Here is a 25,339-nt window from a genome sequence, read left to right on the forward strand (position 1 = left end):
TTGGCCAGGCTCAGGCGTTATCCTGTGCCGCTAATGGAGGCTTTTTCATGAAAATCTACAAAGTCGGCGGCGCCGTGCGTGATCGCCTTCTGGGCATCGAGGTCACCGATATAGACCGCGTCGTCGTTGGCGCGACGGCTGAAGAGATGCTCGCCAAGGGTTATAAACCGGTGGGCGCCGATTTTCCGGTGTTTCTCGATCCGAAAAACGGTGACGAATACGCCCTCGCTCGCACCGAACGCAAGAATGGCCGGGGTTACGGTGGCTTTATATTCCATGCGAGCCCCGACGTTACGCTGGAAGAAGACCTGATCCGGCGTGACCTGACCATCAATGCCATGGCGGAGGATGACGAGGGTAACCTGACTGATCCTTATCAGGGACAACGCGATCTTGAAGCGCGTCTTTTACGGCATGTTTCTCCCGCGTTCGCCGAAGATCCCCTCCGCGTACTACGCGTTGCGCGTTTCGCCGCGCGCTATGCGCCTCTCGGCTTCACAGTCGCCCCTGAGACCCTCGAATTAATGCGCCAACTCAGTGAGTCCGGCGAGTTGGAGGCCCTTACCCCCGAGCGCAGTTGGAAGGAAATCTCACGGGCGCTGATGGAAGATCAACCCCAGGTATTTATCCAAGTACTGCGTGACTGCGACGCACTGAAAACCTTGATGCCGGAGGTGGATGCGCTGTTCGGCGTGCCGCAGCCCGCAGCTCACCACCCGGAAATAGACACCGGCGTGCATACCTTGAGCGTGCTGCAGCAAGCAGCCCTGCACAAGCAACCGCTGAGCGTGCGCTGGGCCTGCCTGCTGCACGACCTGGGCAAAGGCCTGACGCCTGTGGATAAATTGCCGCAGCACATTGCCCACGAACATCGCGGCTTGAAGCTGATCAAAGCGGTGAACGAGCGTTTCAAGGTGCCGAGGGATTGCCAGGAGTTGGCCTTGCTGGTGGGGCAATATCATACTCACGGGCATCGCGCGCTTGAACTCAAGGCCTCGACATTGCTGGAGTTGCTGCAAAGCTTCGACGTGTACCGTCGGCCGCAACGCTTTGAAGAGTTCGTGGCGGCCTGCGAAATGGACGCTCGTGGCCGCGAGGGTTTTGAGCAACGCAGTTATCCACAGGCCGATTATTTGCGCGGAGCGGCAAAGGTGGCACGCGAAGTGCCGGTCGCGCCGCTGCTAGAAAAGGGTTTCAAAGGCCCCGAACTGGGCGAGGCGCTCAAGCGCGAACGGCTCAAGGCGCTCAAAGCCTACAAGGAAAATCCCTCACCCTAGGCGATGGCCGTTGTGGCGAGGGAGCTTGCTCCCGCTGGAGTGCGAAGCGCTCCCAAGATAGTGGGGCTGCTGCGCAGCCCAGCGGGAGCAAGCTCCCTCGCCACAACAAGCTCGGCTCCTACAAAAGAGCTTGTGGCGTGAGTGGCTGACCCTGCCACTCGAACGCCACAGGCGCCAATACCTGATCAATTTGCGCGTCTCGCCACAACTCGGCCATTGTCTTGCCCGCCTCCGGGTGCAGACGCTCCGGCGCCATCATCGACAGCGGCCACAACACAAAGGCGTTTTTCAGAGTTTCGGCTCGCGGCAAGATCAAGCCATCGAAATTGCCCACCCAATCGCCATACAACAACACATCGATATCCAGCGGCAGGCCTTTGCGGTCGGGCGCGTAGCGGCCGTTGTCGGCCTCGATGGATTTCAACCGGCGATCGAGTTCCATCAACGGCAGGTCGGTATAAGCCGACACCACCAGATTGAAAAACGGCCCACTTTTGATCCCCACCGGCTGGCTTTCGAACACCGCCGAACAGCGCATATCCGTCAAGAAGCCCGCCAACGCATCCAAGCCGGCGCATAGACGAGCCTCGCGGTCGATATTGCTGCCAAGCCCGAGGTAAACCTGAGTCAACGACATCCGCGCTCGATCTCCACGCCCACGCCCTTGGCAGCCGGTACCGCGCCGGGCTTGGTCAACTTGAGGTGCAGCCAGGGAATCTGGAACTCACTCATCAGCACTTCGGCCAGACGCTCGGCAAAGGTTTCCACCAGTTGGTACTGGGAATGCTCGGCAAAGGCCTGGATACGCGCAGACACCCTGGCGTAATCCAGTGCCAGGGTCAGGTCGTCACCTGCCGCAGCTGGGCGATTATCCCAGGCGAAGCTCAGGTCCAGGCGCAGGCATTGCCGGATTCCGCGCTCCCAGTCGTAAGCCCCGATCACGGTGTCGACTTCCAGGCCTTCGATAAACACTCTGTCCAAGCACTTTTCTCCGCAGCACGACAAGGGCGCGATGCCCCGTTAGAATCAGGGCGTCCTCGCCCGGAATAGTTAGCATGTTTTGGTCACTGGCGATTTTCGCCTACCTGCTCGGCTCGCTGTCCTTCGCCATTTTGCTCAGCCGCTTGACGGGAAATCCCGATCCGCGAATGAGTGGCTCAGGCAATGCCGGCGCCACCAATATGTTGCGCCTGGCCGGCAAGAAACTCGCCGTCCTGACCTTGCTGGGCGACGTCTGCAAGGGCCTGCTGCCCGTGCTCATCGCCAGCCTCGTCGGCCTTAGCTTGCAACAGCAAGCCTGGGTGGGCCTGTGTGCCGTCCTGGGCCACCTGTTCCCGTTGTACTTCCGCTTTCGCGGCGGCAAGGGCGTCGCCACGGCGGCCGGCATGCTGCTGGGCATTTACCCCCCTGCGGCGTTACTGGCCATGCTCGCCTGGCTGCTGACGTTCTACCTGACCCGCACCAGCTCGCTGGCCGCGCTGATTGCCACGCCGCTGACCCTGCCGCTGCTGGCCTGGCAGGAACCAGAAGCGCTGCTACCGATGAGCGTGCTGACACTGCTGATCGTCTGGCGCCACCGCGGCAATCTACGCGACCTGTTTGCCGGGCGCGAACGGCATTTTTAAATACCCCGCCTGGACCCGGTGCCCTTGAACCTTACAACGGCGGCAATTGCTCCATCGGCCAGCGCGCCTGCACGCTGATCGCCAGACTTTCGTGCTGCCCGGCCTGCAAGCGCTGGCAACCGGCGTAGGCAATCATCGCGCCGTTGTCAGTGCAGAACTCAGGGCGTGCGTAAAACACGTTGCCATTCATGTCGCCGAGCATTTTTTCCAGGGAACTGCGCAACGCCTTGTTGGCGCTGACGCCGCCTGCGATCACCAGCCGCTTCATGCCCGCCTGTTTCAGGGCGCGCTTGCACTTGATGGTCAAAGTCTCCACCACAGCCTGCTGGAACGCCAGCGCGATGTCGCAACGGGCTTGCTGGCCGTCGTCCCCGGCGCTGACGCTCTGCTGCCAGGTGTTCAAGGCAGAGGTTTTCAAACCGCTGAAACTGAACATCAAGCCAGGACGATCACACATCGGGCGCGGGAAGGTGTAGCGACCGGCAACGCCGTTTTCGGCAAGGCGGGCGATTTCCGGCCCCCCCGGATAATTAAGCCCCATCATCTTCGCGGTTTTGTCGAACGCTTCACCGGCGGCATCGTCCAGCGACTCGCCCAACAGTGTGTATTGACCGATCCCATCCACCTGAACCAGCTGCGTATGCCCGCCCGAAACCAACAAAGCGACGAACGGGAACTCCGGCGGTGTTTTTTCCAGCATGGGCGCCAATAAGTGGCCTTCCATATGGTGCACACCAAGAGCAGGAATACCCCAGGCAAAGGCCAGCGCCTGGGCGCAAGAGGCCCCAACCAGCAGGGCTCCGACCAATCCGGGCCCTGCCGTATAGGCAATGGCATCGATCTCGGTTGCCACACAACCGGCCTCATCCAGCACCTGGCGGATCAATGGCAGCATGCGCTTGACGTGATCGCGGCTGGCAAGCTCCGGCACCACGCCGCCATAGGCGCGATGCAGGTCGATCTGACTGAACAGTGCATCGGCCAAAAGCCCGCGTTCACTGTCGTATAGTGCGACTCCGGTTTCGTCGCAGGAGGTTTCAAGTCCCAGTACTAGCATGGGTTTGCGCCTTGTAGAGGCTGAATTCGAAGGCGCGCATAATAGTCGCCACTCCCCCTCCCGACTAGCGGTTTTCGATCAGAGGCTTTGCATTCCGGGCAATGAGGGGTTAACATCCGCAACCCTTAAAAACCGACGACCTCAGCCGCGAATTTTTTGCGACGAGAACGTTGATTCCCGGTAATGAAAGAAGGTAGCTCTGGATGCCAGCCGTCAAAGTAAAAGAGAACGAACCCTTCGACGTAGCTCTGCGTCGTTTCAAGCGCTCCTGCGAAAAAGCCGGTGTTCTGGCTGAAGTTCGTAGCCGCGAATTTTATGAGAAGCCAACTTCTGAGCGTAAGCGCAAAGCAGCAGCCGCTGTTAAGCGTCACGCTAAGAAAGTTCAGCGCGAACAGCGCCGCGCCGTTCGTCTGTACTAATACACAGACGTTCGTAGCAAGCTTCTGCCAAGCCCGGCCCTCAGCCGGGCTGTTGGCATTTGCGGATATCGCTTGATGCTTCACCGTCGACGCCGCACACGCGACCGAGACACTGCTTCACACGTCAGGGCTGGCTCTTTTGCCAGCGGTGCACGTCTCTTCTGACGAGCCTAACAAGGCTACTGACGAGCACACCTATTCTTCAAACAGACGATCAACCGTGTCGGCTGTGCCCATCGATGCGTTTCCGAGGCTGCCATTGGCCAAGACCGGACGCCCGGGCAACATTTCCATGCCGAAGACTGATCAGAAACTACCCTCAGTGAATATTCGGCAGATACACTTCCTGATGACCCATGCAGACGATGATGATCAAGCCCCCTATACGTGCGCTTGAACACCTCACGGGTCCTCATTTACACGCAGTGATGACGAGAACGCCATGGCCGGGCTGATTCCCCAGAGCTTTATTGACGACCTTCTGAACCGCACCGACATCGTCGATGTTGTCAGCTCACGCGTACAGCTGAAAAAAGCCGGCAAAAACTACACCGCCTGCTGCCCGTTCCATAAAGAAAAAACCCCATCCTTCAGCGTCAGCCCCGACAAGCAGTTCTATTACTGCTTCGGTTGCGGGGCGGGCGGGAATGCCCTGGGTTTCCTGATGGACCACGACAACCTGGACTTCCCCCAGGCTGTCGAGGACTTGGCTAAAGCCGCAGGAATGGAAGTGCCCCGCGAAGAAAGTGGCCGCCCGCACAAACCCCGGCAACCCACCGATTCGCCGCTGTACCCGCTGCTTACCGCTGCCGCCGACTTTTACCGCCAGGCACTCAAGAGCCATCCGCAGCGCAAGGCCGCTGTCGACTACCTCAAAGGCCGCGGCCTCACCGGCGAAATCGCTCGGGACTTCGGTCTCGGCTTCGCTCCGCCGGGCTGGGACAATCTGTATAAACACCTTAGCAACGACACCCTCCAGCAAAAGGCCATGATCGACGCCGGCCTGCTGGTGGAAAACGCCGAGACCGGCAAGCGCTATGACCGCTTCCGCGACCGCGTGATGTTCCCGATCCGCGACAGCCGTGGCCGCATCATCGCCTTTGGCGGCCGCGTGCTTGGTGATGACAAACCCAAGTACCTGAACTCCCCGGAGACCCCGGTGTTTCACAAAGGCCAGGAACTCTACGGCCTGTTCGAAGCGCGCAAGAACAACCGCAACCTCGACGAAATCATCGTGGTTGAGGGTTATATGGACGTGATCGCCCTGGCCCAACAAGGCCTGCGCAACGCGGTCGCGACCCTCGGCACCGCCACCAGCGAAGAACATCTGAAGCGCCTGTTCCGTGTCGTGCCCAGCGTGCTGTTTTGCTTCGACGGCGACCAGGCTGGCCGCAACGCCGCCTGGCGCGCGCTCGAAGCCACGCTGTCGAGCCTGCAGGATGGGCGTCGCGCACGCTTCCTGTTCCTGCCCGAAGGCGAAGACCCGGACACGCTGGTGCGCTCGGAAGGTACCGATGCGTTCCGTGCACGCATCAATCAACATGCACAGCCGCTGGCGGATTATTTTTTCCAGCAACTGACCGAAGAAGCCGACCCGCGCTCCCTGGAGGGCAAGGCCCATATGGCAACCCTTGCGGCGCCGCTGATCGACAAAGTCCCCGGCGCCAATTTGCGCACACTGATGCGCCAGCGCCTGCTGGAGATCACCGGTTTGAGCGGTGAAGCCGTCAGCCAGCTGGTGCACAGCGCCCCGCAAGAGGCGCCGCCAGCCTACGACCCCGGCATGGATTACGACGCCATGCCGGACTACGCTGACTTTCACCAACCTCAGGAGGCCTTCGCGCCCCAGCAGGAGTGGACGCCAAAGAAGCCCGGCGCAGGTGGCAAGAAGTGGGATAAAAAGCCGTGGAGCAAAAACGGCAAGCGCGGTGATCGCGATGATCGCGATGAAGCCTACGCGCCACGCACGCCCGTAGCGGTGGAAGCCCCCACACTGATTGCACTGCGCACACTGATTCACCACCCGCAATTGGCCGGCAAGGTTGAAAGTGCCGACCACTTTGCCAACGAGAGCAATACCTATGCTCAGGTGCTTATTGCACTGATCGAAGCCGTGCAGAAAAACCCTAAGCTAAACTCAATCCAGTTGATGGCTCGCTGGCATGGCACGGAACAGGGCCGTTTATTGCGGGCACTGGCGGAAAAGGAGTGGCTAATTGACGGCGACAACCTTGAACAACAGTTTTTAGACACCATTAATAGGTTATCCGCGGGTCAACACACTCAGACCCTCGACGAACTTATCAAGAGAGCAAGGCAGCCGGGATTATCGGCTGAAGAGCAAATTCAGATAGCAAAACAGATGCGCGACCTCTTAAAACAGAATGTTTACGCATCAAACCCGACCTCAGCTGGCGTGTGAGGTCATAGCTCGGGTATAATCCTCGGCTTGTTTTTTGCCCGCCAAGACCTTCAGTGGATAGGGTGTTATGTCCGGAAAAGCGCAACAGCAGTCTCGTATCAAAGAGTTGATACTTCTTGGTCGTGAGCAGGGTTACCTGACTTACGCGGAGGTCAACGACCACCTGCCTGAGGATATTTCAGATCCTGAGCAGGTGGAAGACATCATCCGCATGATTAACGACATGGGGATCAACGTATTCGAAACTGCGCCAGATAAGGATTCCCTTATGCTGGCCGACGCCGATACCGACGAAGCCGCCGCTGAAGAAGCTGCCGCCGCGTTGGCTGCGGTGGAGACCGATATCGGTCGCACGACAGACCCGGTGCGCATGTATATGCGCGAAATGGGTACCGTCGAGCTGCTGACACGCGAAGGCGAGATCGAAATCGCCAAGCGTATCGAAGAGGGCATCCGTGAAGTGATGGGCGCCATTGCGCACTTCCCTGGCACGGTTGACCACATTCTCTCCGAGTACACTCGCGTCACCACCGAAGGTGGCCGCCTGTCTGACGTCCTGAGCGGTTATATCGACCCGGACGACGGCATTGCGCCGCCTGCCGCCGAAGTACCGCCGCCTGTTGATGCGAAAGCCGCAAAAGCGGACGACGACTCCGACGACGACGAAGCTGAAAGCAGCGACGACGAAGAAGAAGCCGAAAGCGGTCCAGACCCGGTCATCGCTGCCCAGCGCTTCGGTGCGGTTTCCGATCAAATGGAAATCACCCGCAAGGCCCTGAAGAAGCACGGTCGTGGCAACAAGCAGGCGATTGCCGAGCTGGTGGCCCTGGCTGAGCTGTTCATGCCGATCAAGCTGGTGCCCAAGCAATTCGAAGGCCTGGTTGAGCGTGTTCGCAGCGCCCTTGAGCGTCTGCGTGCACAAGAGCGTGCGATCATGCAGCTCTGTGTGCGTGATGCGCGCATGCCGCGTACCGATTTCCTGCGCCAGTTCCCGGGCAACGAAGTTGACGAAAGCTGGAGCGACGCACTGGCCAAGGGCAAGGCGAAATACGCCGAAGCCATCGGTCGCCTGCAGCCCGATATCATCCGTTGCCAGCAGAAGCTGACCGCGCTTGAGACCGAAACCGGCCTGACCATTGCAGAAATCAAAGACATCAACCGTCGTATGTCGATCGGTGAGGCCAAGGCCCGCCGCGCGAAGAAAGAGATGGTTGAAGCGAACTTGCGTCTGGTGATCTCCATCGCCAAGAAGTACACCAACCGTGGCCTGCAATTCCTTGATCTGATCCAGGAAGGCAACATCGGCTTGATGAAGGCGGTGGACAAGTTCGAATACCGTCGCGGCTACAAGTTCTCGACTTATGCCACCTGGTGGATCCGTCAGGCGATCACTCGCTCGATCGCCGACCAGGCCCGCACCATCCGTATTCCGGTGCACATGATCGAGACCATCAACAAGCTCAACCGCATTTCCCGGCAGATGTTGCAGGAAATGGGTCGCGAACCGACCCCGGAAGAGCTGGGCGAACGCATGGAAATGCCTGAGGATAAAATCCGCAAGGTATTGAAGATCGCTAAAGAGCCGATCTCCATGGAAACGCCGATTGGTGATGACGAAGACTCCCATCTGGGTGACTTCATCGAAGACTCGACCATGCAGTCGCCAATCGATGTCGCCACTGTTGAGAGCTTGAAAGAAGCGACTCGCGACGTACTGTCCGGCCTCACTGCCCGTGAAGCCAAGGTACTGCGCATGCGTTTCGGCATCGACATGAATACCGACCACACCCTTGAGGAAGTCGGTAAGCAGTTTGACGTGACCCGTGAGCGGATCCGTCAGATCGAAGCCAAGGCGCTGCGCAAGTTGCGCCACCCGACGCGAAGCGAGCATCTGCGCTCCTTCCTCGACGAGTGATACCAGAACCCCCGGCCCAGGCCGGGGGTTTTGCTTTCTACCGATTGCTTTGCACAGATTAACTGCCTCGCACACCCCGCCCTCGCAATGCCCGTCTACACTCGAGACATTCCCCGTGCCATAACGAGACCGTTATGCCCAGATTGCCGACCGTGATACTGCTGTCGCTGCTGACCTGGACCGCAACGGCTGGCGCGTTGACTCTTACGGATGATGAGCGTAGCTGGTTGGCGGACCATCAGGAGCTGCGCCTAGGCGTGGATGCGTCTTGGCCACCTTTTGAATATCGCGATGAAAATGGCCGATATCAGGGCTTGGCAGCCGATTACGTACGCCTGCTCCAGGACCGCCTGGGTGTGCGTATCAAACTGATCGAACCGGTTAACTGGACTGCGGTGCTTGAACAAGCCCGCAATAATCAGCTCGACCTGCTGCCTGGCATCATGTCCACCCCCGAACGCCAAAACTTCCTGGCGTTCACACGCCCCTATCTCGACTTTCCCATCGTCATCCTGGCCCATGAAGGCGGCGCGAAACCACGCAGCCTCAAGGATCTGTACGGGCTTAAAATTGCCGTGGTGGAAAACTACGCGCCCCATGAATTGCTCCGCACCCACCATCCGGACCTGAATCTGGTCGCCCTGCCCAACGTCAGTTCGACGCTGCAAGCCCTGGCCACCGATGAAGTGGATGCCGTGGTCGGCGACCTCGCCTCCAGCGTCTGGAGCCTGCGCCAACTCAAGCTCGACGGTTTATACGTCAGCGGCGAAACGCCCTACCGCTACCAACTGGCGATGGGTGTCCCGCGGGATGAAAAAATCCTGGTGGGCATCCTGGACAAAGTCCTCGCCGACCTCAGCTCAGCCGAAACGGATGCAATCCAGCAACATTGGGTCGGCAGCTTCACCGATCACCGCACCTTCTGGGCTGACTTGCTCACGTACGGCCTGCCAGCGGTGCTGCTATTGAGTACGGTGCTGGCCATCGTTATTCGGATCAATCGCCGGCTCAGTTCGGAAATTTCTCGCCGGGTCGCCCTTGAACAAGAACTGCGAAGCAGCGAGTACCACTATCGCGGCTTGGTGGAGAGCTTGTCCGCCATCGCCTGGGAAGCAAGCATCAGCGATTTCACCTACAGCTACGTGTCGCCCCATGCCGAAGACCTGCTCGGTTATCCCCGCGCCCATTGGCTGATTCCAGGCTTCTGGCGCAACATCATCCACCCCGCCGACCTGACCCGCGCCGAGGCCTATTGCTATCGGGAAACTCGCGCTAACCGTGATCACAGCATTGATTACCGGGTCATCACCGCTGATGGCCGCTGCCTGTGGGTACGTGACATTGTCAGCCTGATCGAACACGGCCACGAGCCAGTGCTGCGCGGCCTGATGATCGACATCAGCGAAGCCAAGCGCACCGAGGAAGCCCTGCAACTGTCCGAGCAGAAATTTGCCTCGGTGTTTCAGCAGTGCCCAGACATCCTGGTGATTGCCCAGTTGTCTGATGGCTGCCTGCTGGAGGTCAACAAGGCATTCGAGGACCAGATTGGGCTACGCGCCGACGAGGTGGTAGGCAAAACCGCCTCAGATCTGAATATATGGGGCATTCAGGGCGTCGGTCCGGATTTGCTGCAGCGGGTACAGACCACCAGTATCCGTAACCTGGAAATGTCCTTTCTGCGCAGCAATGGTCAGGCATTTACCGGGCTGATCTCAGCTGAGCCGTTCCAACTCGATACCACTGAAGCCCTGGTGGTGGTGGTGCGCGATATCACCGAGCTCAAGGAAACCCAACAGCAGCTGCAAACCTCCGAAGAGAAATTCGCCAAGGCATTCCATGCTTCCCCTGACGGTTTACTACTGAGTCGCCAAAGGGATGGCCTGCTGATTGAAGTGAACGAAGGTTTCAGCCACCTGACCGGTTTCACCAGCGCCTCCTCACTTGACCAATCAACCCTGGACCTAGGCATCTGGGTCGACCTCAACGAACGCAAGCACATGCTGGAGTTGATGCAGCGCGACGGCTTTGTGCGCGATTTCATCTGTCATATCCGTCGTGCCGACGGCCAGATTCGCCTGTGCGAAGTGTCCAGCCGCCCACTGCCGATTGGCGACGAAGATTGCATGCTGACCATCGCCCGGGACATCACCGAACGCCAGTTGATGCAGGAAAAACTGCAGCAGGCCGCCACGGTGTTCGAAAGCACCGCCGAAGGCGTCTTGATCACCGACACACGGCAGAACATCAGCGCCGTCAACCGCGCCTTCACTGAGATAACCGGCTACAGCGAGGTTGAAGCCCTTGGCCATACCCCGCGCCTGCTCGCCTCCGGCCTGCATGACAGCGCGTTCTATGCGGCGATGTGGCACCAGTTGACGGCCCACGGTCATTGGCAAGGAGAGATCTCCAACCGCCGAAAGAACGGCGAGGTGTATCCGAGCTGGCTGACCATCAGCGCCGTGCGTAACCGCGAGCAATTGGTCACCCACTTCGTTGCCGTGTTCGCCGACATCTCCAGCCTCAAGCTGGCCCAGGCACGCCTGGATTATCAGGCCCACCACGACCCATTGACCGGCCTGCCCAACCGCACCCTGTTTGAAAACCGGCTGCAGGCCGCCCTCAACGGCCAGCAGGAAAGTGGTAAACAGGGCGCGGTGTTGTTTCTCGACCTTGATCGCTTCAAACACATCAACGACAGCCTCGGCCACCCGGTCGGCGACCTGCTGCTCAAAGACATCGCCGTACGCCTCAAGGAGCAGTTGCGGGACGTGGACACCGTTGCTCGCTTGGGCGGCGACGAATTCATCATCCTGTTGCCCGGCTTGCAACAGGCCAGCGACGCCCAGCACTTGGCGAACAAACTGCTCGACTGTTTTACCCCGCCATTCCAAGCCGGCGAGCATGAGTTCTTTATCAGCGCCAGTATCGGCACCAGCCTGTATCCGCAAGACGGTACCGACGTCGCCACCCTGGTCAAAAATGCCGACGCCGCAATGTATCGCTCCAAGGCCAAGGGGCGTAACCGGGTCGAGCGCTATACCCGCGACCTGACTGCCCAAGCCAATGAACGCGTAGCGCTGGAGCACGAACTGCGCCGCGCCATCGAACGTGAAGAATTGAGCCTGTATTACCAACCCAAGCGCAACCTGGTCACCCAACAACTGATCGGCGCCGAAGCCTTGATCCGCTGGCACCACCCGACTCTGGGCGACGTCCCGCCCGAACACTTTATCGCCTTGGCCGAAGAGAACGGCATGATCCTGCAAATCGGCGACTGGGTACTGGAACAGGCCTGCCGGCAACTGCACGCCTGGCAAGCGGCTTTCGAGGATTTCGGCCCCCTGTCCGTCAACCTCGCAGGCGCGCAACTGCGTCACCCCAACCTGCTATCACGCATCGAACAACTGCTGCACGATTACCGCCTCGAACCCGGCTGCCTGCAACTGGAAATCACCGAAAACTTCATCATGAGCCAAGCCGAAGAAGCGCTCGCGGTGTTGCACCAACTCAAGCGCCTGGGCGTCCAATTGGCGATCGATGATTTCGGCACCGGCTACTCGTCCCTCAGCTACCTCAAACGCCTGCCCCTGGACTTCCTCAAAATCGACCAATCCTTCGTGCGCGGCTTGCCCGACGACCCTCACGATGCAGCCATCGTGCGCGCCATCATCGCCCTCGGCCACAGCATGCAATTCACCATCATCGCCGAAGGCGTGGAGACTCCGGCGCAACAAGCATTCCTCGCAAGCGAGGGGTGTGAACAGATGCAAGGCTACATCGTCAGCCTGCCCCTCCCGCCGGAGCTTTTTGCCGCCAGCTTCCTTCGTACACGGCACAAGGATTTTTCGGATGGCACAGTGAACAAACCATCGCTATAATCCGCGACCTACTGAGGGCCTATAGCTCAGTTGGTTAGAGCAGGGGACTCATAATCCCTTGGTCGTAGGTTCGAGTCCTACTGGGCCCACCACACAAAAAAAGCCGCGCATTGCGCGGCTTTTGCGTATCTGGCATCACGGTTCTTTCAGCCAGGCCAAGCCTGTACCATGCTTGCTCATTGCCCCCGCACTGGAGCCCCCCCTTGCCCGCCCTAGACGAAATCGACCGCCAACTGATCGCCGCCCTGCAGCTCAACGCCCGTGAAAGCGTGGCCATGCTCGCCAGGCAGTTGGGCATCGCGCGCACCACCGTCACGTCGCGTCTGGCCCGCCTGGAGAAAACCCAGGTCATCACCGGTTACGGCGTGCGCCTGGGCCAGCGCGTTGCGGATGGGGGGTTGCAAGCTTATGTGGGCATTACCGTGCAACCCCGTTCGGGCAAAGAGGTGTTGCGCAGGCTGAGCGCCATGGCGCAAGTGCAGCAGTTGTGCGCGGTAAGTGGAGAGTTCGATTACGTGGCTTGGCTGCGCACCGATTCGCCAGAGCAACTGGACCAATTGCTGGACCAGATCGGCAGTGTTGACGGCGTGGAAAAAACCACCACCTCGATCATCCTCAGTAACAAATTGGATCGCGGACAACCAATCTGATCACTACCTTCGTCATATTGACTAAAACCAGTACAATCCGACGACACATTGCGTCTTATTAACGAGCGCAACGCCCCCTAAACTGGCTGCCATCTTTTCCTATACTCAACGGGCCCTCCTCCCGCCGAGCCGTCAGTAAGGTCAGCCATGAGCATTCCGTCCAGCACCCTCAGCAAGCCCAATCGCCACCCGGGCGACGGTAAGAAACCCATCACCATTTTCGGCCCGGACTTCCCGTTTGCCTTTGATGACTGGATCGAACACCCCGCCGGGCTGGGCAGTATTCCTGCGGCCAATCATGGCGCCGAAGTGGCGATCGTCGGCGCCGGGATCGCGGGCCTGGTTGCGGCCTACGAGCTGATGAAACTCGGGCTCAAGCCCGTTGTGTATGAAGCCTCGAAGATGGGTGGCCGCTTGCGCTCGCAGGCCTTTGAAGGCGCCGAAGGCATCATCGCCGAGTTGGGCGGCATGCGGTTCCCGGTATCGTCCACGGCGTTCTACCATTACGTGGACAAACTTGGACTGGAGACCAAGCCCTTTCCCAACCCGCTGACACCGGCGTCCGGCAGCACCGTGATCGATCTGGAAGGCCAGACTCACTATGCGCAAAAACTCTCCGATTTACCGGCACTGTTCCAGGAAGTCGCCGATGCCTGGGCCGACGCCTTGGAGGCCGGTTCGCAGTTCGGCGATATCCAGCAGGCAATCCGCGACCGCGACGTGCCACGGCTCAAGGAACTGTGGAACAAGCTCGTGCCGCTGTGGGATGACCGTACCTTCTACGACTTCGTCGCCACCTCCAAAGCCTTCGCCAAATTGTCCTTCCACCACCGCGAGGTGTTTGGCCAGGTCGGTTTCGGCACCGGCGGTTGGGACTCTGACTTTCCCAACTCCATGCTGGAAATCTTCCGTGTGGTAATGACCAACTGCGATGATCATCAACACCTGATCGTCGGTGGCGTGGCACAAGTGCCCATGGGCATCTGGCGCCATGTGCCAGAGCGCTGCGCCCATTGGCCGGCCGGCACCAGCCTGAGCTCGTTGCATAGAGGCGCACCACGGGCAGGCGTGAAGCGCATTGCCCACGCCGCCGATGGCCGCTTTGCTGTTACCGACAACTATGGCGACACGCGCGAATACGCGGCGGTGCTGACCACCTGCCAAAGTTGGCTGCTGACCACACAGATCGAATGCGACGAAACCCTGTTCTCACAAAAAATGTGGATGGCCCTGGATCGCACTCGCTACATGCAGTCATCGAAAACCTTCGTGATGGTTGATCGCCCATTCTGGAAAGACAAAGACCCGCAAACCGGCCGCGACCTGATGAGCATGACCCTCACCGACCGCCTGACCCGGGGCACCTACCTGTTCGATAACGGTGACGACAAGCCGGGGGTGATCTGCCTGTCCTACTCGTGGATGAGCGACGCACTGAAGATGCTGCCCCAGCCTATCGACAAGCGGGTGAAACTGGCCCTCGATGCGCTGAAGAAGATCTACCCCAACGTTGATATCAAGGCGCGCATCATCGGCGACCCGATCACCGTGTCCTGGGAGGCCGATCCGCATTTCCTCGGGGCCTTCAAAGGCGCCTTGCCCGGTCACTATCGCTATAACCAGCGGATGTATGCGCACTTCATGCAGAAGGATATGCCCGCCGAACAACGCGGGATCTTCATCGCGGGTGATGATGTATCGTGGACGCCCGCCTGGGTCGAAGGCGCGGTACAAACCTCGCTCAACGCGGTATGGGGCATCATGAATCACTTCGGTGGCAGCACCCACCCGGAGAACCCAGGCCCAGGCGACGTGTTCGATGAAATAGGGCCAATCGCCCTGGCAGAATAAGGAGTTGAGCATGCGTGTCGCCCTGTACCAATGCCCGCCGCTGCCGCTGAATGTGGCCGCTAACCTGCAGCGCCTGCATCAACTGGCCCATGAGGCACACGGCGCCGATGTGCTGGTGCTGCCAGAGATGTTTCTCAGCGGCTATAACATTGGCGCCGAAGCCGTTGGCGCACTGGCAGAGGCACAGGATGGGCCATCGGCGCAGGCGATTGCCGAACTGGCGCAAAGTGCCGGGCTGGCGATCCTGTATGGCTACCCGGAGCGGGCCGAAGACGGCCAGGTCTACAACGCCGTGCAGTTGATCGACGCCCAGGGCAAGCGCCTGTGCAACTACCGCAAGACCCACTTGTTTGGCGATCTTGACCACTCAATGTTCAGCGCCGGCCCCGATGATTTCCCGGTGGTGGAATTGAACGGGTGGAAGGTGGGCATGCTGATTTGCTACGACCTGGAGTTTCCGGAAAACACCCGGCGCCTGGCCCTCGCCGGTGCCGAACTGATTCTGGTGCCCACCGCTAATATGGTGCCGTTCGACTTCGTTGCCGACGTCACCGTGCGGGCGCGAGCCTTTGAAAACCAATGCTTCGTGGCCTATGCCAACTATTGCGGGCACGAAGGCGAGATTCACTACTGCGGGCAAAGCAGCATTGCCGCGCCGGACGGCCAGCGAATTGCCCAGGCCGGCCTGGATGAAGCCTTGATCGTCGGCACCCTGGATCGCCAATCTATTGTCGACGCCCGCGCCGCCAACCACTACCTGCAAGACCGTCGCGCCGAACTCTACGGCGCACTGCACAAGCCCTGACCCATTGGGTTTGCTAGCATAGGCACTTCCCACGCCTCGGAAGTGCCCATGCCTGCGCCGGTTCACCCTCATCCCCTTCACCTGACTCTCGCTAATGGCCTGCGGGTTTGCCTGCGCCATGCGCCACGCTTGAAGCGCTGCGCCGCCGTTTTACACGTGGCTGCCGGCAGCCATGACGTGCCATTGGCCTGGCCTGGCCTGGCGCATTTTCTTGAGCACTTGTTGTTTCTCGGTACCGAACGTTTCCCAGTCGGCGAAGGGCTGATGGCCTACGTGCAGCGCCACGGTGGGCAGGTCAACGCCAGCACCCGTGAGCGCACCACCGAGTTCTTCTTTGAACTGCCGGTGCCGGCTTTTGCAGACGGGCTGGCGCGTTTGGCGGATATGCTGGCTCACCCGCGCCTGGCCCTCGACGATCAACAACGTGAACGCGAAGTGCTGGAGGCGGAGTTCATCGCCTGGTCCCAGGATGCCAAGGCCCAACAGCAAGTGGCGCTGCTGCAAGGCTTGGCGGCGGATCATCCTCTACGAGGTTTTCATGCCGGCAACCGCGACAGCCTGCCGGTGGAAAGCGACGAGTTTCAGCACGCCTTGCGAGGGTTCCACGCACGCTTTTATCAAAGCGGGCAGATGACCCTGAGCCTCGCCGGTCCACAATCGCTGGCCGACCTGCAGGCCTTGGCCCAGCAGTTCAGTGACCAACTGACGCCCGGCCCATTGCACCCGCAGGCCGCTCCACCGGCCTTGATGCCTGGCCCGGCGCGCCGTTATCAGCACGTCGCCGGCCAACACCTGCATCAGGTCATTACGTGTAACGCGCCACGGGAAGCGCTGGCGTTTCTCTGCACCTGGCTCAACGCCTCGGCCCCCGGCGGGTTGCTCGCTGAACTGCAAGCGCGACGACTGGCCGCCGCGCTGCAGGCGTCCGTGCTGTACCAATTCGCGGATCAAGCCGTGCTGGATATAGACTTCACCCTCGCCAGCGAACGCGAACCGGCTACGCAGATTGAAGAGTTGCTGCACGACTGGCTGGGTTTCTTCGCACACAGCGACTGGACAGCGTTACGCGAAGAGTTCGCCTTGCTCAATGCTCGCCAGCAACAGGTCCAAGGCGCCCTGGCGTTGGCGCGCAACGATGCCCAAGACCTGTCGGAACAAGGCGTCGTAGCCCTCAAGGCCATACTCGATTCACTGCACCTGCCCGCCTCCCGGCACCCTTGGCAACTGCCGCCCAATAACCCCTTGCTTCGTGCGCCCGCCAAGGAAGAACGCGCTGGCCTGATTCGTGGCCAAACCAGCGCCCACCGTGGCTTGCGCACCTTTGCCCAGGATCGCTCACGGGGCCGACGGGAGCTGTCAGCGTTGACCTTCAGCCAGGCGTTGGCGGATGACACTGGCGAAGGCGCGCTGTACCTGCACTGGCGGTTTGACTCGGCGGTACCCAGCGGGCTGGAAAGTCTGTTGCGGCCGTTGCGCGAGCAGGCACGCCAGGCCGGCGTCGAGTTGTCTTGCGAAACCTGCGCCACGGATTGGCAGGTGAAGATGCACGGCCTCCACGAGCCCATGCCGGCGGTGCTCGAAGCGTTGGCGCGGTGTCTGAGTGACTCGGATGAACCTTTGCCACCGACCGCTCCCGTGCCGATGATCGCCATCCGGGAACTGCTCAAGGCGTTGCCCGCTTGCTGCGCGGGTGTTCAGCCCCAGCCTCAGGAGACGACAGCATCATGGGCTACCGCGCGCTGGCAGGCGCTGGGCGCAGGCCTGCCACCCGCCTGTGAAGCCGCGATCAAAGCCGCAGCGGTCCGGCTGCCTGGGCAACCGGCAAGCGTGCCTTCTACACCTCAGTCCCTTGACGGACGAAAGCGCTGGCACGCAGTCAGCACCGAATCAAGCGAAGCAGCGCTACTGCTATTTTGCCCAACGCCGACTCAATCCCTCGCCGATGAAGCCCACTGGCGGTTGCTCGGGCACGTGCTCCAGGGGCCGTTCTACCAGCGTTTGAGAGTCGAACTGCAAATCGGCTACGCCGTGTTCAGCGGCATCCGACATATCAACGGCCAAACCGGCCTGCTGTTTGGGGTGCAATCGCCGAGCGCCTCCCTGGACGGCATCGTCCAACAGTTGCAGGCCTTCCTGGGGCAACTGCCGTCGTTGATCGAACGCAGCCCCGACTTGGGTAACCAGGCCCTCGCACAGCAGTTCGCGGCCCAGACGCTGCCCATCAACGAAGCTGCCGACTTGCTGTGGCATGCGCACCTGGCAGGTCATTCGTCGGGGTATCTGGATCAGCTTCAACAGTTGATCCAAGCGTGCACACGCGAGGATGTGCAGCGCGCCGCGCAACAACTCAATGACGCCGCAGGCGGCTGGCAATGCGTGGCCAACGGGCCGCGTATCAGCGACGACTGGCAAGCAGCGCCGTGATCATTGCCAACCCTGCAACAGGCTTTCTCCACCGAGACAGCGCTAACTTGAATAAAATTGCGTAACATTGCGCAGCAATATCTGAACATCTCCAACAGGAGGTGGACTATATGTATTACTTGGTAGTGAACGTCCCATCCCTTGATAGGAGTAAGAATATGACCTGGTCCAAACCTGCTTACACTGATCTGCGTATTGGTTTCGAAGTCACCATGTACTTCGCCAGCCGTTGATTGGCTGAGTGATACAACGCCTCGGTTCGCCCGGGGCGTTTTTGTTTTGAGCTGTGCTTGATGGAGCGATCATGTTTGTCCAGATTCTAGGTTCCGCCGCCGGCGGTGGCTTCCCTCAGTGGAACTGCAACTGCGTGAACTGCGCAGGTTTTCGCGATGGCAGCCTGCGGGCCCACGCGCGTACCCAGTCGTCCATCGCGATCTCCGACGATGGCGTGAATTGGGTGCTCTGCAATGCCTCGCCGGATATTCGCGCGCAACTCCAGGGCTTTGCGCCCATGCAACCGGGCCGCGCCCTGCGCGATACCGGCATCAGCGCAATCATCCTGATGGACAGCCAGATCGACCACACCACTGGCCTGCTGAGCCTGCGCGAAGGCTGCCCGCACCAGGTGTGGTGCACCGACATGGTCCACGAAGACCTGAGCACCGGTTTCCCGTTGTTCACCATGCTGACCCACTGGAACGGTGGCCTGGCCTGGAACCGCATCGAGTTGGACGCCAGCTTCACCATCCCGGCCTGCCCCAACCTGCGCTTCACCCCGCTGCCGTTGCGCAGCGCCGCACCGCCCTATTCGCCGCACCGTTTCGACCCGCACCCCGGTGACAACATTGGCCTGATCGTCGAAGACCTGCGCACCGGCGGCAAATTGTTCTACGCCCCGGGCCTGGGCAAGGTCGACGCACCGCTGCTGGACATCATGGCCGGCAGTGACTGCCTGCTGGTGGACGGCACGATGTGGGACGACGATGAAATGCAGCGCCGTGGCGTCGGCACCCGCACCGGGCGTGAGATGGGCCACCTGGCACAGAACGGCCCCGGCGGCATGCTTGAAGTGCTCGAGCAACTGCCCAAACAGCGCAAAGTGCTTATCCACATCAACAACACCAACCCGATCCTCGATGAAGACTCCCCCGAGCGAGCGGAGCTGGTGCGGCGCAATGTCGAAGTGGCTTACGACGGCATGAGCATTGAATTGTAGGAGCGATCGAAATGACCGACACACCGTTGAGCAAGGCTGAGTTCGAAGCCGCCCTGCGCGCCAAGGGCGCCTTCTACCATATCCATCACCCCTACCATGTGGCGATGTACGAAGGCCGCGCCAGCCGTGAGCAGATCCAGGGCTGGGTCGCCAATCGCTTCTACTATCAAGTGAATATCCCGCTGAAAGACGCGGCGATCCTGGCCAACTGCCCAGACCGTGAAATCCGTCGCGAATGGATCCAGCGCCTGCTCGACCACGACGGCGCGCCCGGTGAAGACGGCGGTATCGAAGCCTGGCTGCGCCTGGGCCAGGCTGTGGGCCTGGACCCCGACCAACTGCGTTCCCAAGAGTTGGTGCTGCCCGGCGTACGCTTCGCCGTGGACGCCTATGTCAACTTCGCCCGCCGCGCCAGCTGGCAGGAAGCCGCCAGCAGCTCGCTGACCGAGCTGTTCGCGCCGCAAATCCACCAGTCGCGCCTCGACAGTTGGCCGCAGCACTACCCGTGGATCGACCCGGCCGGTTACGAGTACTTCCGCACCCGCCTGGGCCAGGCCCGGCGCGATGTGGAACACGGCTTGGCGATCACCCTGCAGCACTACACCACCCGCGAGGGGCAGGAGCGCATGCTGGACATTCTCCAGTTCAAACTGGACATCCTCTGGAGCATGCTGGACGCCATGAGCATGGCCTACGAACTCAAACGCCCGCCGTATCACAGCGTGACCGAACAGCGGGTATGGCATAAAGGGATTACCCTATGAGCTTTGATCGCAGCAAAAAACCGACCTGGCGCCAGGGCTATCGCTACCAGTACGAGCCTGCACAGAAAGGCCACGTGTTGCTCTACCCCGAAGGCATGATCAAGCTCAACGACAGCGCCGCATTGATCGGCGGCCTGATCGACGGCGAGCGCGACGTGGCGGCCATCATTGCCGAGCTGGACAAGCAGTTCCCCGGCGTACCGGAGCTGGGTGACGACATCGAGCAATTCATGGAGGTCGCCCGTGCTGAGCACTGGATCACCCTTGCCTGAAAAACCCGCCATCGGCCTACCGCTGTGGCTGCTGGCCGAGCTGACCTATCGCTGCCCGTTGCAGTGCCCGTATTGCTCCAACCCGCTGGATTTCGCCGAGCAGGGCAAGGAGTTGAGCACCGAACAATGGATCAAGGTATTTCGCGAAGCCCGTGAAATGGGTGCTGCGCAGCTGGGGTTTTCCGGCGGTGAGCCGCTGGTGCGCCAGGACTTGGCCGAACTGATCGGCGAGGCTCGCAAGCTGGGTTTCTACACCAACCTGATCACCTCTGGCATCGGCCTCACCGAACAAAAAATCAGCGACTTCAAGAAAGCCGGCCTGGACCATATCCAGATCAGCTTCCAGGCCAGTGACGAACAGGTGAACAACCTGCTGGCCGGCTCCAAAAAAGCCTTCGCGCAAAAACTGGAAATGGCCCGAGCCGTGAAAGCCCAAGGCTACCCGATGGTGCTGAACTTCGTCACCCACCGGCACAATATCGACAAGATCGACCGCATCATCGAGCTGTGCATTGCGCTGGAAGCAGATTTCGTCGAGCTCGCCACTTGCCAGTTCTACGGCTGGGCACAGCTCAATCGCGTGGGTTTGCTGCCCACACGCGAGCAGTTGGTGCGCGCCGAACGCATCACCAATGAGTACCGCGCCAAGCTGGAAGCCGAAGGCCACCCGTGCAAGCTGATCTTCGTGACACCGGATTATTACGAGGAGCGCCCCAAAGCGTGCATGAACGGCTGGGGCAGCATCTTCCTGACAGTCACACCCGACGGCACCGCCCTGCCTTGTCACGGCGCAAGGCAAATGCCCGTACAGTTTCCCAATGTGCGCGACCACAGCATGCAGCACATCTGGTACGACTCGTTTGGCTTCAATCGCTTTCGTGGTTACGACTGGATGCCTGAGCCATGCCGTTCATGCGACGAAAAAGAAAAGGACTTCGGCGGCTGCCGTTGCCAGGCCTTCATGCTCACTGGTGACGCCAGTAATGCCGACCCTGTATGCAGCAAATCCGAGCAGCACGGCATCATCCTGCAAGCGCGGGAAGAGGCCGAACATGCCACCCAGACCATCGAGCAACTGGCTTTTCGCAATGAGCGCAACTCAAGGCTCATTGCAAAAGGCTGAGGGCCTCAACGCTTGGCGATGATGTACACCGCGTGGATGATGCCAGGGAAGTAACCGCACAGGGTCAGCAGGATATTCAGCCAGAATGCACCGCCGAAACCTACTTGCAGGAACACACCCAATGGCGGCAGCAGAATGGCGATGATGATACGAATGATGTCCATGGGTCAGCTCCAGAAAATCGGCTCGTGTGAGCCGTGTAGCTAATCGACCTTGGCGGTTCGTGAGGGTTCAGTGGATTCTGGCATTGGGCCATCTCAGGCCAGAATCTGCAGGCCATGCTTTTGCACGATGCTCAATAATTTGAGCGCCATGCCGCTAGGCCGTTTCTCTCCCGACTCCCATTTTTTGACGGTGGACGCGCTGGTGTTCAGGTAGCGGGCGAACACAGGTTGGCTGACATGGCTGCTTTCACGTAGTTGCTTGATCTGTTCGGCAGGTATTTGGTCTGGCATGGATAAGCACGCCTCATCATATTCTCGCAGAGTGGTTTTGCTGATGGCGCCGACAGCATGAAGTGCCTTGGCTGACTGGTGAATGGACTCAAACGCCTCGCTTTTATACTTCTTGGTCATGATGTATCTCCACAAACTCCTTGAGATCCAGCATTTGCTGAATCTGTGCTTCGTTTAACCTTTCATAAGTTTTGGCCAGTGATCGAAACCAAACAAGTTCGCTCTACGTAATGTTGCCTTGATCCTTCTTGGCGAACAGCAACTGATAAACCCAATAGTGCCTACCCTTGGCCAATATGATTGAACGATGTCGATTTTGGTTGAGGCGTTTTTTCCAGACACCACCGCCCAGATTATCTGCCTGCCCCCTCAGCATTTCGCCAAACGCCTCCCTCAACTCCGAATCGCAGATCCAGGCTTTGTTGGCCGCCTCGGCAAATCGCCGTGTTTTAAACAACCTGAGCTTCATGGAGGTCCCTTCACAAAAACATACCACCCAGTGGTATAGATTAAAAGTCGAGCACGCTGTGCCCCATCGGCGGTCCTTGCCGACGTCCGCTAAGAAACCACTGTTCCCAGGGAGGCTCAATCAACGTTTTCACACCAGAAATTACCCAGACAAAAAAAACGCCCCCAGCCAAAAGAATCAGGCTGGAGGCGCCGCGTATGCCGCGAGACGGTTCAGGAAACTGGGGTCAAACGGCGATGCCCTTGCGGCATTGCACTTGAGCGGTGCGCACCCGAGAAAAGGCGCGGGCAAGCCGCAGCAGCATTTCGTCGATGTGGGTTTTGCTGATATTCAGCGCAGGGGTAAAGCGCAGGCAGTCAGGTTGTGAGGAGGTGAGAATCAGGCCTTCGAGCAGCGCGGCCTTGACCACTGCTGCGGCGCAATCGTCCGACAGTGTCAGGCCCCAAAGCAGCCCGTTGCCGCGCAAGGGCCCATGGTCGTAACGGTAGGCAAGCCGGGCAAGGCCTTCTGCGAGGTACAAGCCGGATTCGCGTAGGTGCTCGAGAAAGCCGTTCTCCAATAGAGCGTCGAGTACGGCGATACCCGCAGATGCCATCAGTGCATTGCCGTGATGTGTACCGTCCAGCTCGCCCGGTTCGAAGCAACAGGCATTACCACGCGCCACCAGCGCCGCCAAGGGCACACCGCCGCCCAGGCCTTTGCCCAGGGCAATGATGTCGGCGCGCACGCCGTATTGCTGTTCGGCGAGCAGGCTGCCGCAGCGGCCGATACCGGTTTGCACTTCGTCGAAGATCAGCAGGATCCCGAGCTCACGGCACAGGCGTTCGACGCCTTTGAGGTAATGTTCTGTCGCAGGGACGACACCGCCGCCGCTTTGTATCGGCTCCAGCATGATGGCGACGGTCTGCGCATCGACCGCTGCATGCAGGGCCGGCAGATCGTTAAACGGCACCTGGCTGAAACCTGGCAGCTGCGGTTCGAACCGGTTTTCGCAGGCCATGGCCGACGCCGACATCGCCCCAAGGCTCCGGCCGTGGCAGCCATTGCTTACCGTGAGGATGTGGTAAGCGCCGCCACGATGCAACTGGCCCCACTTGCGTGCCAACTTGATGGCCGCTTCACAGGCTTCGGCACCCGTGTTGAGCAAGTAGGCCTGATCACTGCCGGTGTGGTGGCACAGACGGTCGACGAGGTCCAGTTGCGCGCGGTTGTGCAAACCCAGGCCAGGGTTGATCACGGTATGCATCTGTTCGGCAATGGCGTCGCGCACGGCCTGAGGACTGTGGCCCAGGCTGTTGGCGCCGCCGCCTTGACTGAAATCCAGATAGGCGCGGTCGTCAGCGTCCGAAAGCCAGGAGCCCTGCCCCTGCACAAACACCTGGGGCGGGCGCGCCACAGTGGGCATCAGGCACTGGCTGGAAACCTCTGCACGCGGGGCATGCACAAGCAGGTCATCCAGACTCGGCGCGAAGCGACGGAACAAGTTCACACTTCACCTCCGTTGGCAACCTGACCTTGGTCGATGCCGCCTGCCAATAAGGCCTTCAGATTTTTTGCGTTGCCTATGTAAACGCTATCAACAAAAACGCTGTTCATTGTCCGATCCGGCCCTGTAAGCCCTGCGAATAGGCGCTAGACTAGGCGCCTCGGGGGCCAGCGGCCATTTCGATTTTCCAGCTTTTTCGATAAGCAAACCTTATGGATTTCAAGCAGCTGCGTTATTTCGTCGCGGTGTATGAGGAAGGCCATGTAGGCCGTGCCGCGGAGCGTCTGTCGATCTCCCAGCCAGCGTTGTCGCAACAGATTCGCCAACTGGAACAGAACCTTGATGTAAGTCTGTTCGAACGTAGCAGCAAGCGTCTGCTGCCAACGCTGGCGGCGCACACTTTATACAACCACGCGTTGCCGCTCATTGATGGGATGCAGCAAGCCGTGGAGGCACTGCGCAACTTCAAGGGCCAGGCCATGCGCACCCTGGCCATCGGCGTGCTGCAAACCGTGCACACCAGCCTGGTACCGCAGATGCTTGAGCGCGTGCGCAAGGCCCAGCCCCATCTGGTGGTGCAGATCTACGAGCTGACCGGGCTTGAGATTGAGCGGCGGTTGCTCAATGGCTCACTCGATATCGGCATCAGCTACCTGCCACCCCGTCAGCCGGGCCTGCACGGCGTGTTGCTGTATGAAGACGAGCTGAAGGTGGTGATACCCGAAGATCATCCGTTGCGCGAGTTCAAGAAAGTCTCGCTCAAACAAGCCGCCGAATTACCGATGTTGCTGCTGGGGGAAGAGTTTCAGGTTCGGCAGATCTGGCAAGGCCAACTGTCCAACCTCGGGCGGCGTCCGCAAGTGCAGGCGGAACTCAATACCATGGTGGGCATTCTCGACAGCCTGCCTCACACCCGTTTGGCGACCGTGCTGCCTGGGCGGTCCCAGGATGAACACAACAGCAAGGCGCTGCTGTGGAAACCCTTGAGCGAGCCCAGGGTACCGCTGAAAGTAGGATTGGTATGCCGCGATGTGCAACGCCAGCAGGCGACGGTGGCGTTGCTGCGCACCCTGCTGGAAGACGTGATGAATGCCCCGTCGACAACCGCCTGACTTTTTCGCGGGCAAAAGAAAACCCCGCCGAAGCGGGGCTTTGCAGACTGTTTCCCTGACATCCATTTCACTCCGCCGTCCTGGCAGAATCCTACGTGTCCGTGTTGTTGCTTTGCGCT

At 60.0% G+C, this 25,339-nt stretch carries 22 protein-coding genes, 1 tRNA gene and 1 pseudogene; 17 read left to right on the forward strand and 7 right to left on the reverse strand.

Going from position 1 to position 25,339, the window contains the following annotated elements:
• Window positions 1–47: 47 nt before the first annotated feature.
• Window positions 48–1,277 carry a multifunctional CCA addition/repair protein gene (locus MHH62_RS21735; RefSeq protein WP_198833711.1) on the forward strand — a complete coding sequence of 410 codons (1,230 nt, stop codon included), beginning with the start codon at window positions 48–50 and terminating at the stop codon, window positions 1,275–1,277.
• A 118-nt stretch (window positions 1,278–1,395) separates the two neighbouring features.
• Here MHH62_RS21735 and folK read toward each other — a convergent pair whose 3' ends face one another.
• The gene (folK, locus tag MHH62_RS21740; RefSeq protein ID WP_339231877.1) at window positions 1,396–1,914 is read right to left on the reverse strand and encodes a 2-amino-4-hydroxy-6-hydroxymethyldihydropteridine diphosphokinase; all 519 of its coding nucleotides are present in this window, start codon (window positions 1,912–1,914) and stop codon (window positions 1,396–1,398) included.
• Window positions 1,905–2,258, reverse strand: coding sequence for a dihydroneopterin aldolase (gene folB, locus MHH62_RS21745; RefSeq protein ID WP_014720186.1), 354 nt, complete (start codon window positions 2,256–2,258; stop codon window positions 1,905–1,907). Before folB ends, folK begins: the two co-directional genes overlap by 10 nt.
• A gap of 74 nt (window positions 2,259–2,332) precedes the next feature.
• Between folB and plsY the strand changes: the two genes are divergently transcribed.
• Window positions 2,333–2,902: a glycerol-3-phosphate 1-O-acyltransferase PlsY gene (gene plsY / locus MHH62_RS21750; protein ID WP_014720187.1), complete on the forward strand. Its 570-nt coding sequence runs from the start codon at window positions 2,333–2,335 to the stop codon at window positions 2,900–2,902.
• Between the two features lie 31 nt (window positions 2,903–2,933).
• On the opposite strand, the gene tsaD is transcribed toward plsY, so the two are convergent.
• A complete protein-coding gene (gene tsaD / locus MHH62_RS21755; RefSeq protein ID WP_003194748.1) occupies window positions 2,934–3,959 on the reverse strand; it encodes a tRNA (adenosine(37)-N6)-threonylcarbamoyltransferase complex transferase subunit TsaD in 1,026 nt (341 codons plus the stop codon).
• 203 nt (window positions 3,960–4,162) lie between these two features.
• Between tsaD and rpsU the strand changes: the two genes are divergently transcribed.
• The 14 genes from rpsU (at window position 4,163) to pqqE (ending at window position 21,698) form a co-directional block, all read left to right on the forward strand.
• A complete protein-coding gene (rpsU, locus tag MHH62_RS21760; RefSeq protein WP_002551877.1) occupies window positions 4,163–4,378 on the forward strand; it encodes a 30S ribosomal protein S21 in 216 nt (71 codons plus the stop codon).
• A gap of 442 nt (window positions 4,379–4,820) precedes the next feature.
• Complete coding sequence (gene dnaG / locus MHH62_RS21765; RefSeq protein WP_108538135.1) at window positions 4,821–6,800, forward strand: DNA primase; 1,980 nt, start codon at window positions 4,821–4,823, stop codon at window positions 6,798–6,800.
• A 67-nt stretch (window positions 6,801–6,867) separates the two neighbouring features.
• Window positions 6,868–8,715 carry an RNA polymerase sigma factor RpoD gene (gene rpoD / locus MHH62_RS21770; protein ID WP_020302171.1) on the forward strand — a complete coding sequence of 616 codons (1,848 nt, stop codon included), beginning with the start codon at window positions 6,868–6,870 and terminating at the stop codon, window positions 8,713–8,715.
• Window positions 8,716–8,849: 134 nt separating this feature from the next.
• Window positions 8,850–12,593, forward strand: a complete 3,744-nt coding sequence (locus MHH62_RS21775) for a bifunctional diguanylate cyclase/phosphodiesterase (protein ID WP_020302170.1) — start codon at window positions 8,850–8,852, stop codon at window positions 12,591–12,593.
• A gap of 15 nt (window positions 12,594–12,608) precedes the next feature.
• A tRNA-Ile gene (locus tag MHH62_RS21780) sits at window positions 12,609–12,685 on the forward strand.
• Between the two features lie 111 nt (window positions 12,686–12,796).
• The gene (locus tag MHH62_RS21785; RefSeq protein WP_003194755.1) at window positions 12,797–13,243 is read left to right on the forward strand and encodes an Lrp/AsnC family transcriptional regulator; all 447 of its coding nucleotides are present in this window, start codon (window positions 12,797–12,799) and stop codon (window positions 13,241–13,243) included.
• A 147-nt stretch (window positions 13,244–13,390) separates the two neighbouring features.
• Window positions 13,391–15,094 (forward strand): NAD(P)/FAD-dependent oxidoreductase, encoded by a 1,704-nt coding sequence (locus tag MHH62_RS21790; RefSeq protein WP_014720191.1) that lies wholly within the window; start codon window positions 13,391–13,393, stop codon window positions 15,092–15,094.
• A 10-nt stretch (window positions 15,095–15,104) separates the two neighbouring features.
• Window positions 15,105–15,899, forward strand: a complete 795-nt coding sequence (locus tag MHH62_RS21795) for a carbon-nitrogen hydrolase family protein (RefSeq protein ID WP_020302169.1) — start codon at window positions 15,105–15,107, stop codon at window positions 15,897–15,899.
• A gap of 48 nt (window positions 15,900–15,947) precedes the next feature.
• On the forward strand, window positions 15,948–18,323 hold the full coding sequence (gene pqqF, locus MHH62_RS21800; protein ID WP_339231881.1) for a pyrroloquinoline quinone biosynthesis protein PqqF: 2,376 nt from the start codon (window positions 15,948–15,950) through the stop codon (window positions 18,321–18,323).
• 158 nt (window positions 18,324–18,481) lie between these two features.
• Window positions 18,482–18,556: a pyrroloquinoline quinone precursor peptide PqqA gene (gene pqqA, locus MHH62_RS21805; RefSeq protein WP_003194766.1), complete on the forward strand. Its 75-nt coding sequence runs from the start codon at window positions 18,482–18,484 to the stop codon at window positions 18,554–18,556.
• 71 nt (window positions 18,557–18,627) lie between these two features.
• The gene (gene pqqB / locus MHH62_RS21810; protein ID WP_014720194.1) at window positions 18,628–19,539 is read left to right on the forward strand and encodes a pyrroloquinoline quinone biosynthesis protein PqqB; all 912 of its coding nucleotides are present in this window, start codon (window positions 18,628–18,630) and stop codon (window positions 19,537–19,539) included.
• Between the two features lie 11 nt (window positions 19,540–19,550).
• Window positions 19,551–20,303: a pyrroloquinoline-quinone synthase PqqC gene (pqqC, locus tag MHH62_RS21815; RefSeq protein ID WP_019817401.1), complete on the forward strand. Its 753-nt coding sequence runs from the start codon at window positions 19,551–19,553 to the stop codon at window positions 20,301–20,303.
• On the forward strand, window positions 20,300–20,575 hold the full coding sequence (gene pqqD, locus MHH62_RS21820; RefSeq protein ID WP_003194772.1) for a pyrroloquinoline quinone biosynthesis peptide chaperone PqqD: 276 nt from the start codon (window positions 20,300–20,302) through the stop codon (window positions 20,573–20,575). Before pqqC ends, pqqD begins: the two co-directional genes overlap by 4 nt.
• On the forward strand, window positions 20,547–21,698 hold the full coding sequence (pqqE, locus tag MHH62_RS21825) for a pyrroloquinoline quinone biosynthesis protein PqqE (protein WP_339231884.1): 1,152 nt from the start codon (window positions 20,547–20,549) through the stop codon (window positions 21,696–21,698). Before pqqD ends, pqqE begins: the two co-directional genes overlap by 29 nt.
• A 5-nt stretch (window positions 21,699–21,703) precedes the next feature.
• On the opposite strand, the gene MHH62_RS21830 is transcribed toward pqqE, so the two are convergent.
• From MHH62_RS21830 to MHH62_RS21845, 4 genes and pseudogenes are all read right to left on the reverse strand, one after another.
• Entirely contained in the window at window positions 21,704–21,862 is a 159-nt protein-coding gene (locus MHH62_RS21830; protein WP_003194776.1) for a YqaE/Pmp3 family membrane protein, read from the reverse strand.
• A gap of 93 nt (window positions 21,863–21,955) precedes the next feature.
• Window positions 21,956–22,273: a DNA-binding transcriptional regulator gene (locus tag MHH62_RS21835; RefSeq protein ID WP_014720197.1), complete on the reverse strand. Its 318-nt coding sequence runs from the start codon at window positions 22,271–22,273 to the stop codon at window positions 21,956–21,958.
• Window positions 22,257–22,622, reverse strand: a pseudogene (locus MHH62_RS21840) (type II toxin-antitoxin system RelE/ParE family toxin). Before MHH62_RS21840 ends, MHH62_RS21835 begins: the two are co-directional and overlap by 17 nt.
• A 226-nt stretch (window positions 22,623–22,848) precedes the next feature.
• A complete protein-coding gene (locus tag MHH62_RS21845; protein ID WP_336826806.1) occupies window positions 22,849–24,111 on the reverse strand; it encodes an aminotransferase class III-fold pyridoxal phosphate-dependent enzyme in 1,263 nt (420 codons plus the stop codon).
• Between the two features lie 209 nt (window positions 24,112–24,320).
• On the opposite strand from MHH62_RS21845, the gene MHH62_RS21850 reads away from it, so the two are divergent.
• Entirely contained in the window at window positions 24,321–25,220 is a 900-nt protein-coding gene (locus tag MHH62_RS21850) for a LysR family transcriptional regulator (protein WP_014720200.1), read from the forward strand.
• Window positions 25,221–25,339: the final 119 nt, after the last annotated feature.

This window comes from Pseudomonas sp. FSL L8-0168 (assembly GCF_037976155.1).
GTDB lineage: Bacteria > Pseudomonadota > Gammaproteobacteria > Pseudomonadales > Pseudomonadaceae > Aquipseudomonas > Aquipseudomonas paracarnis.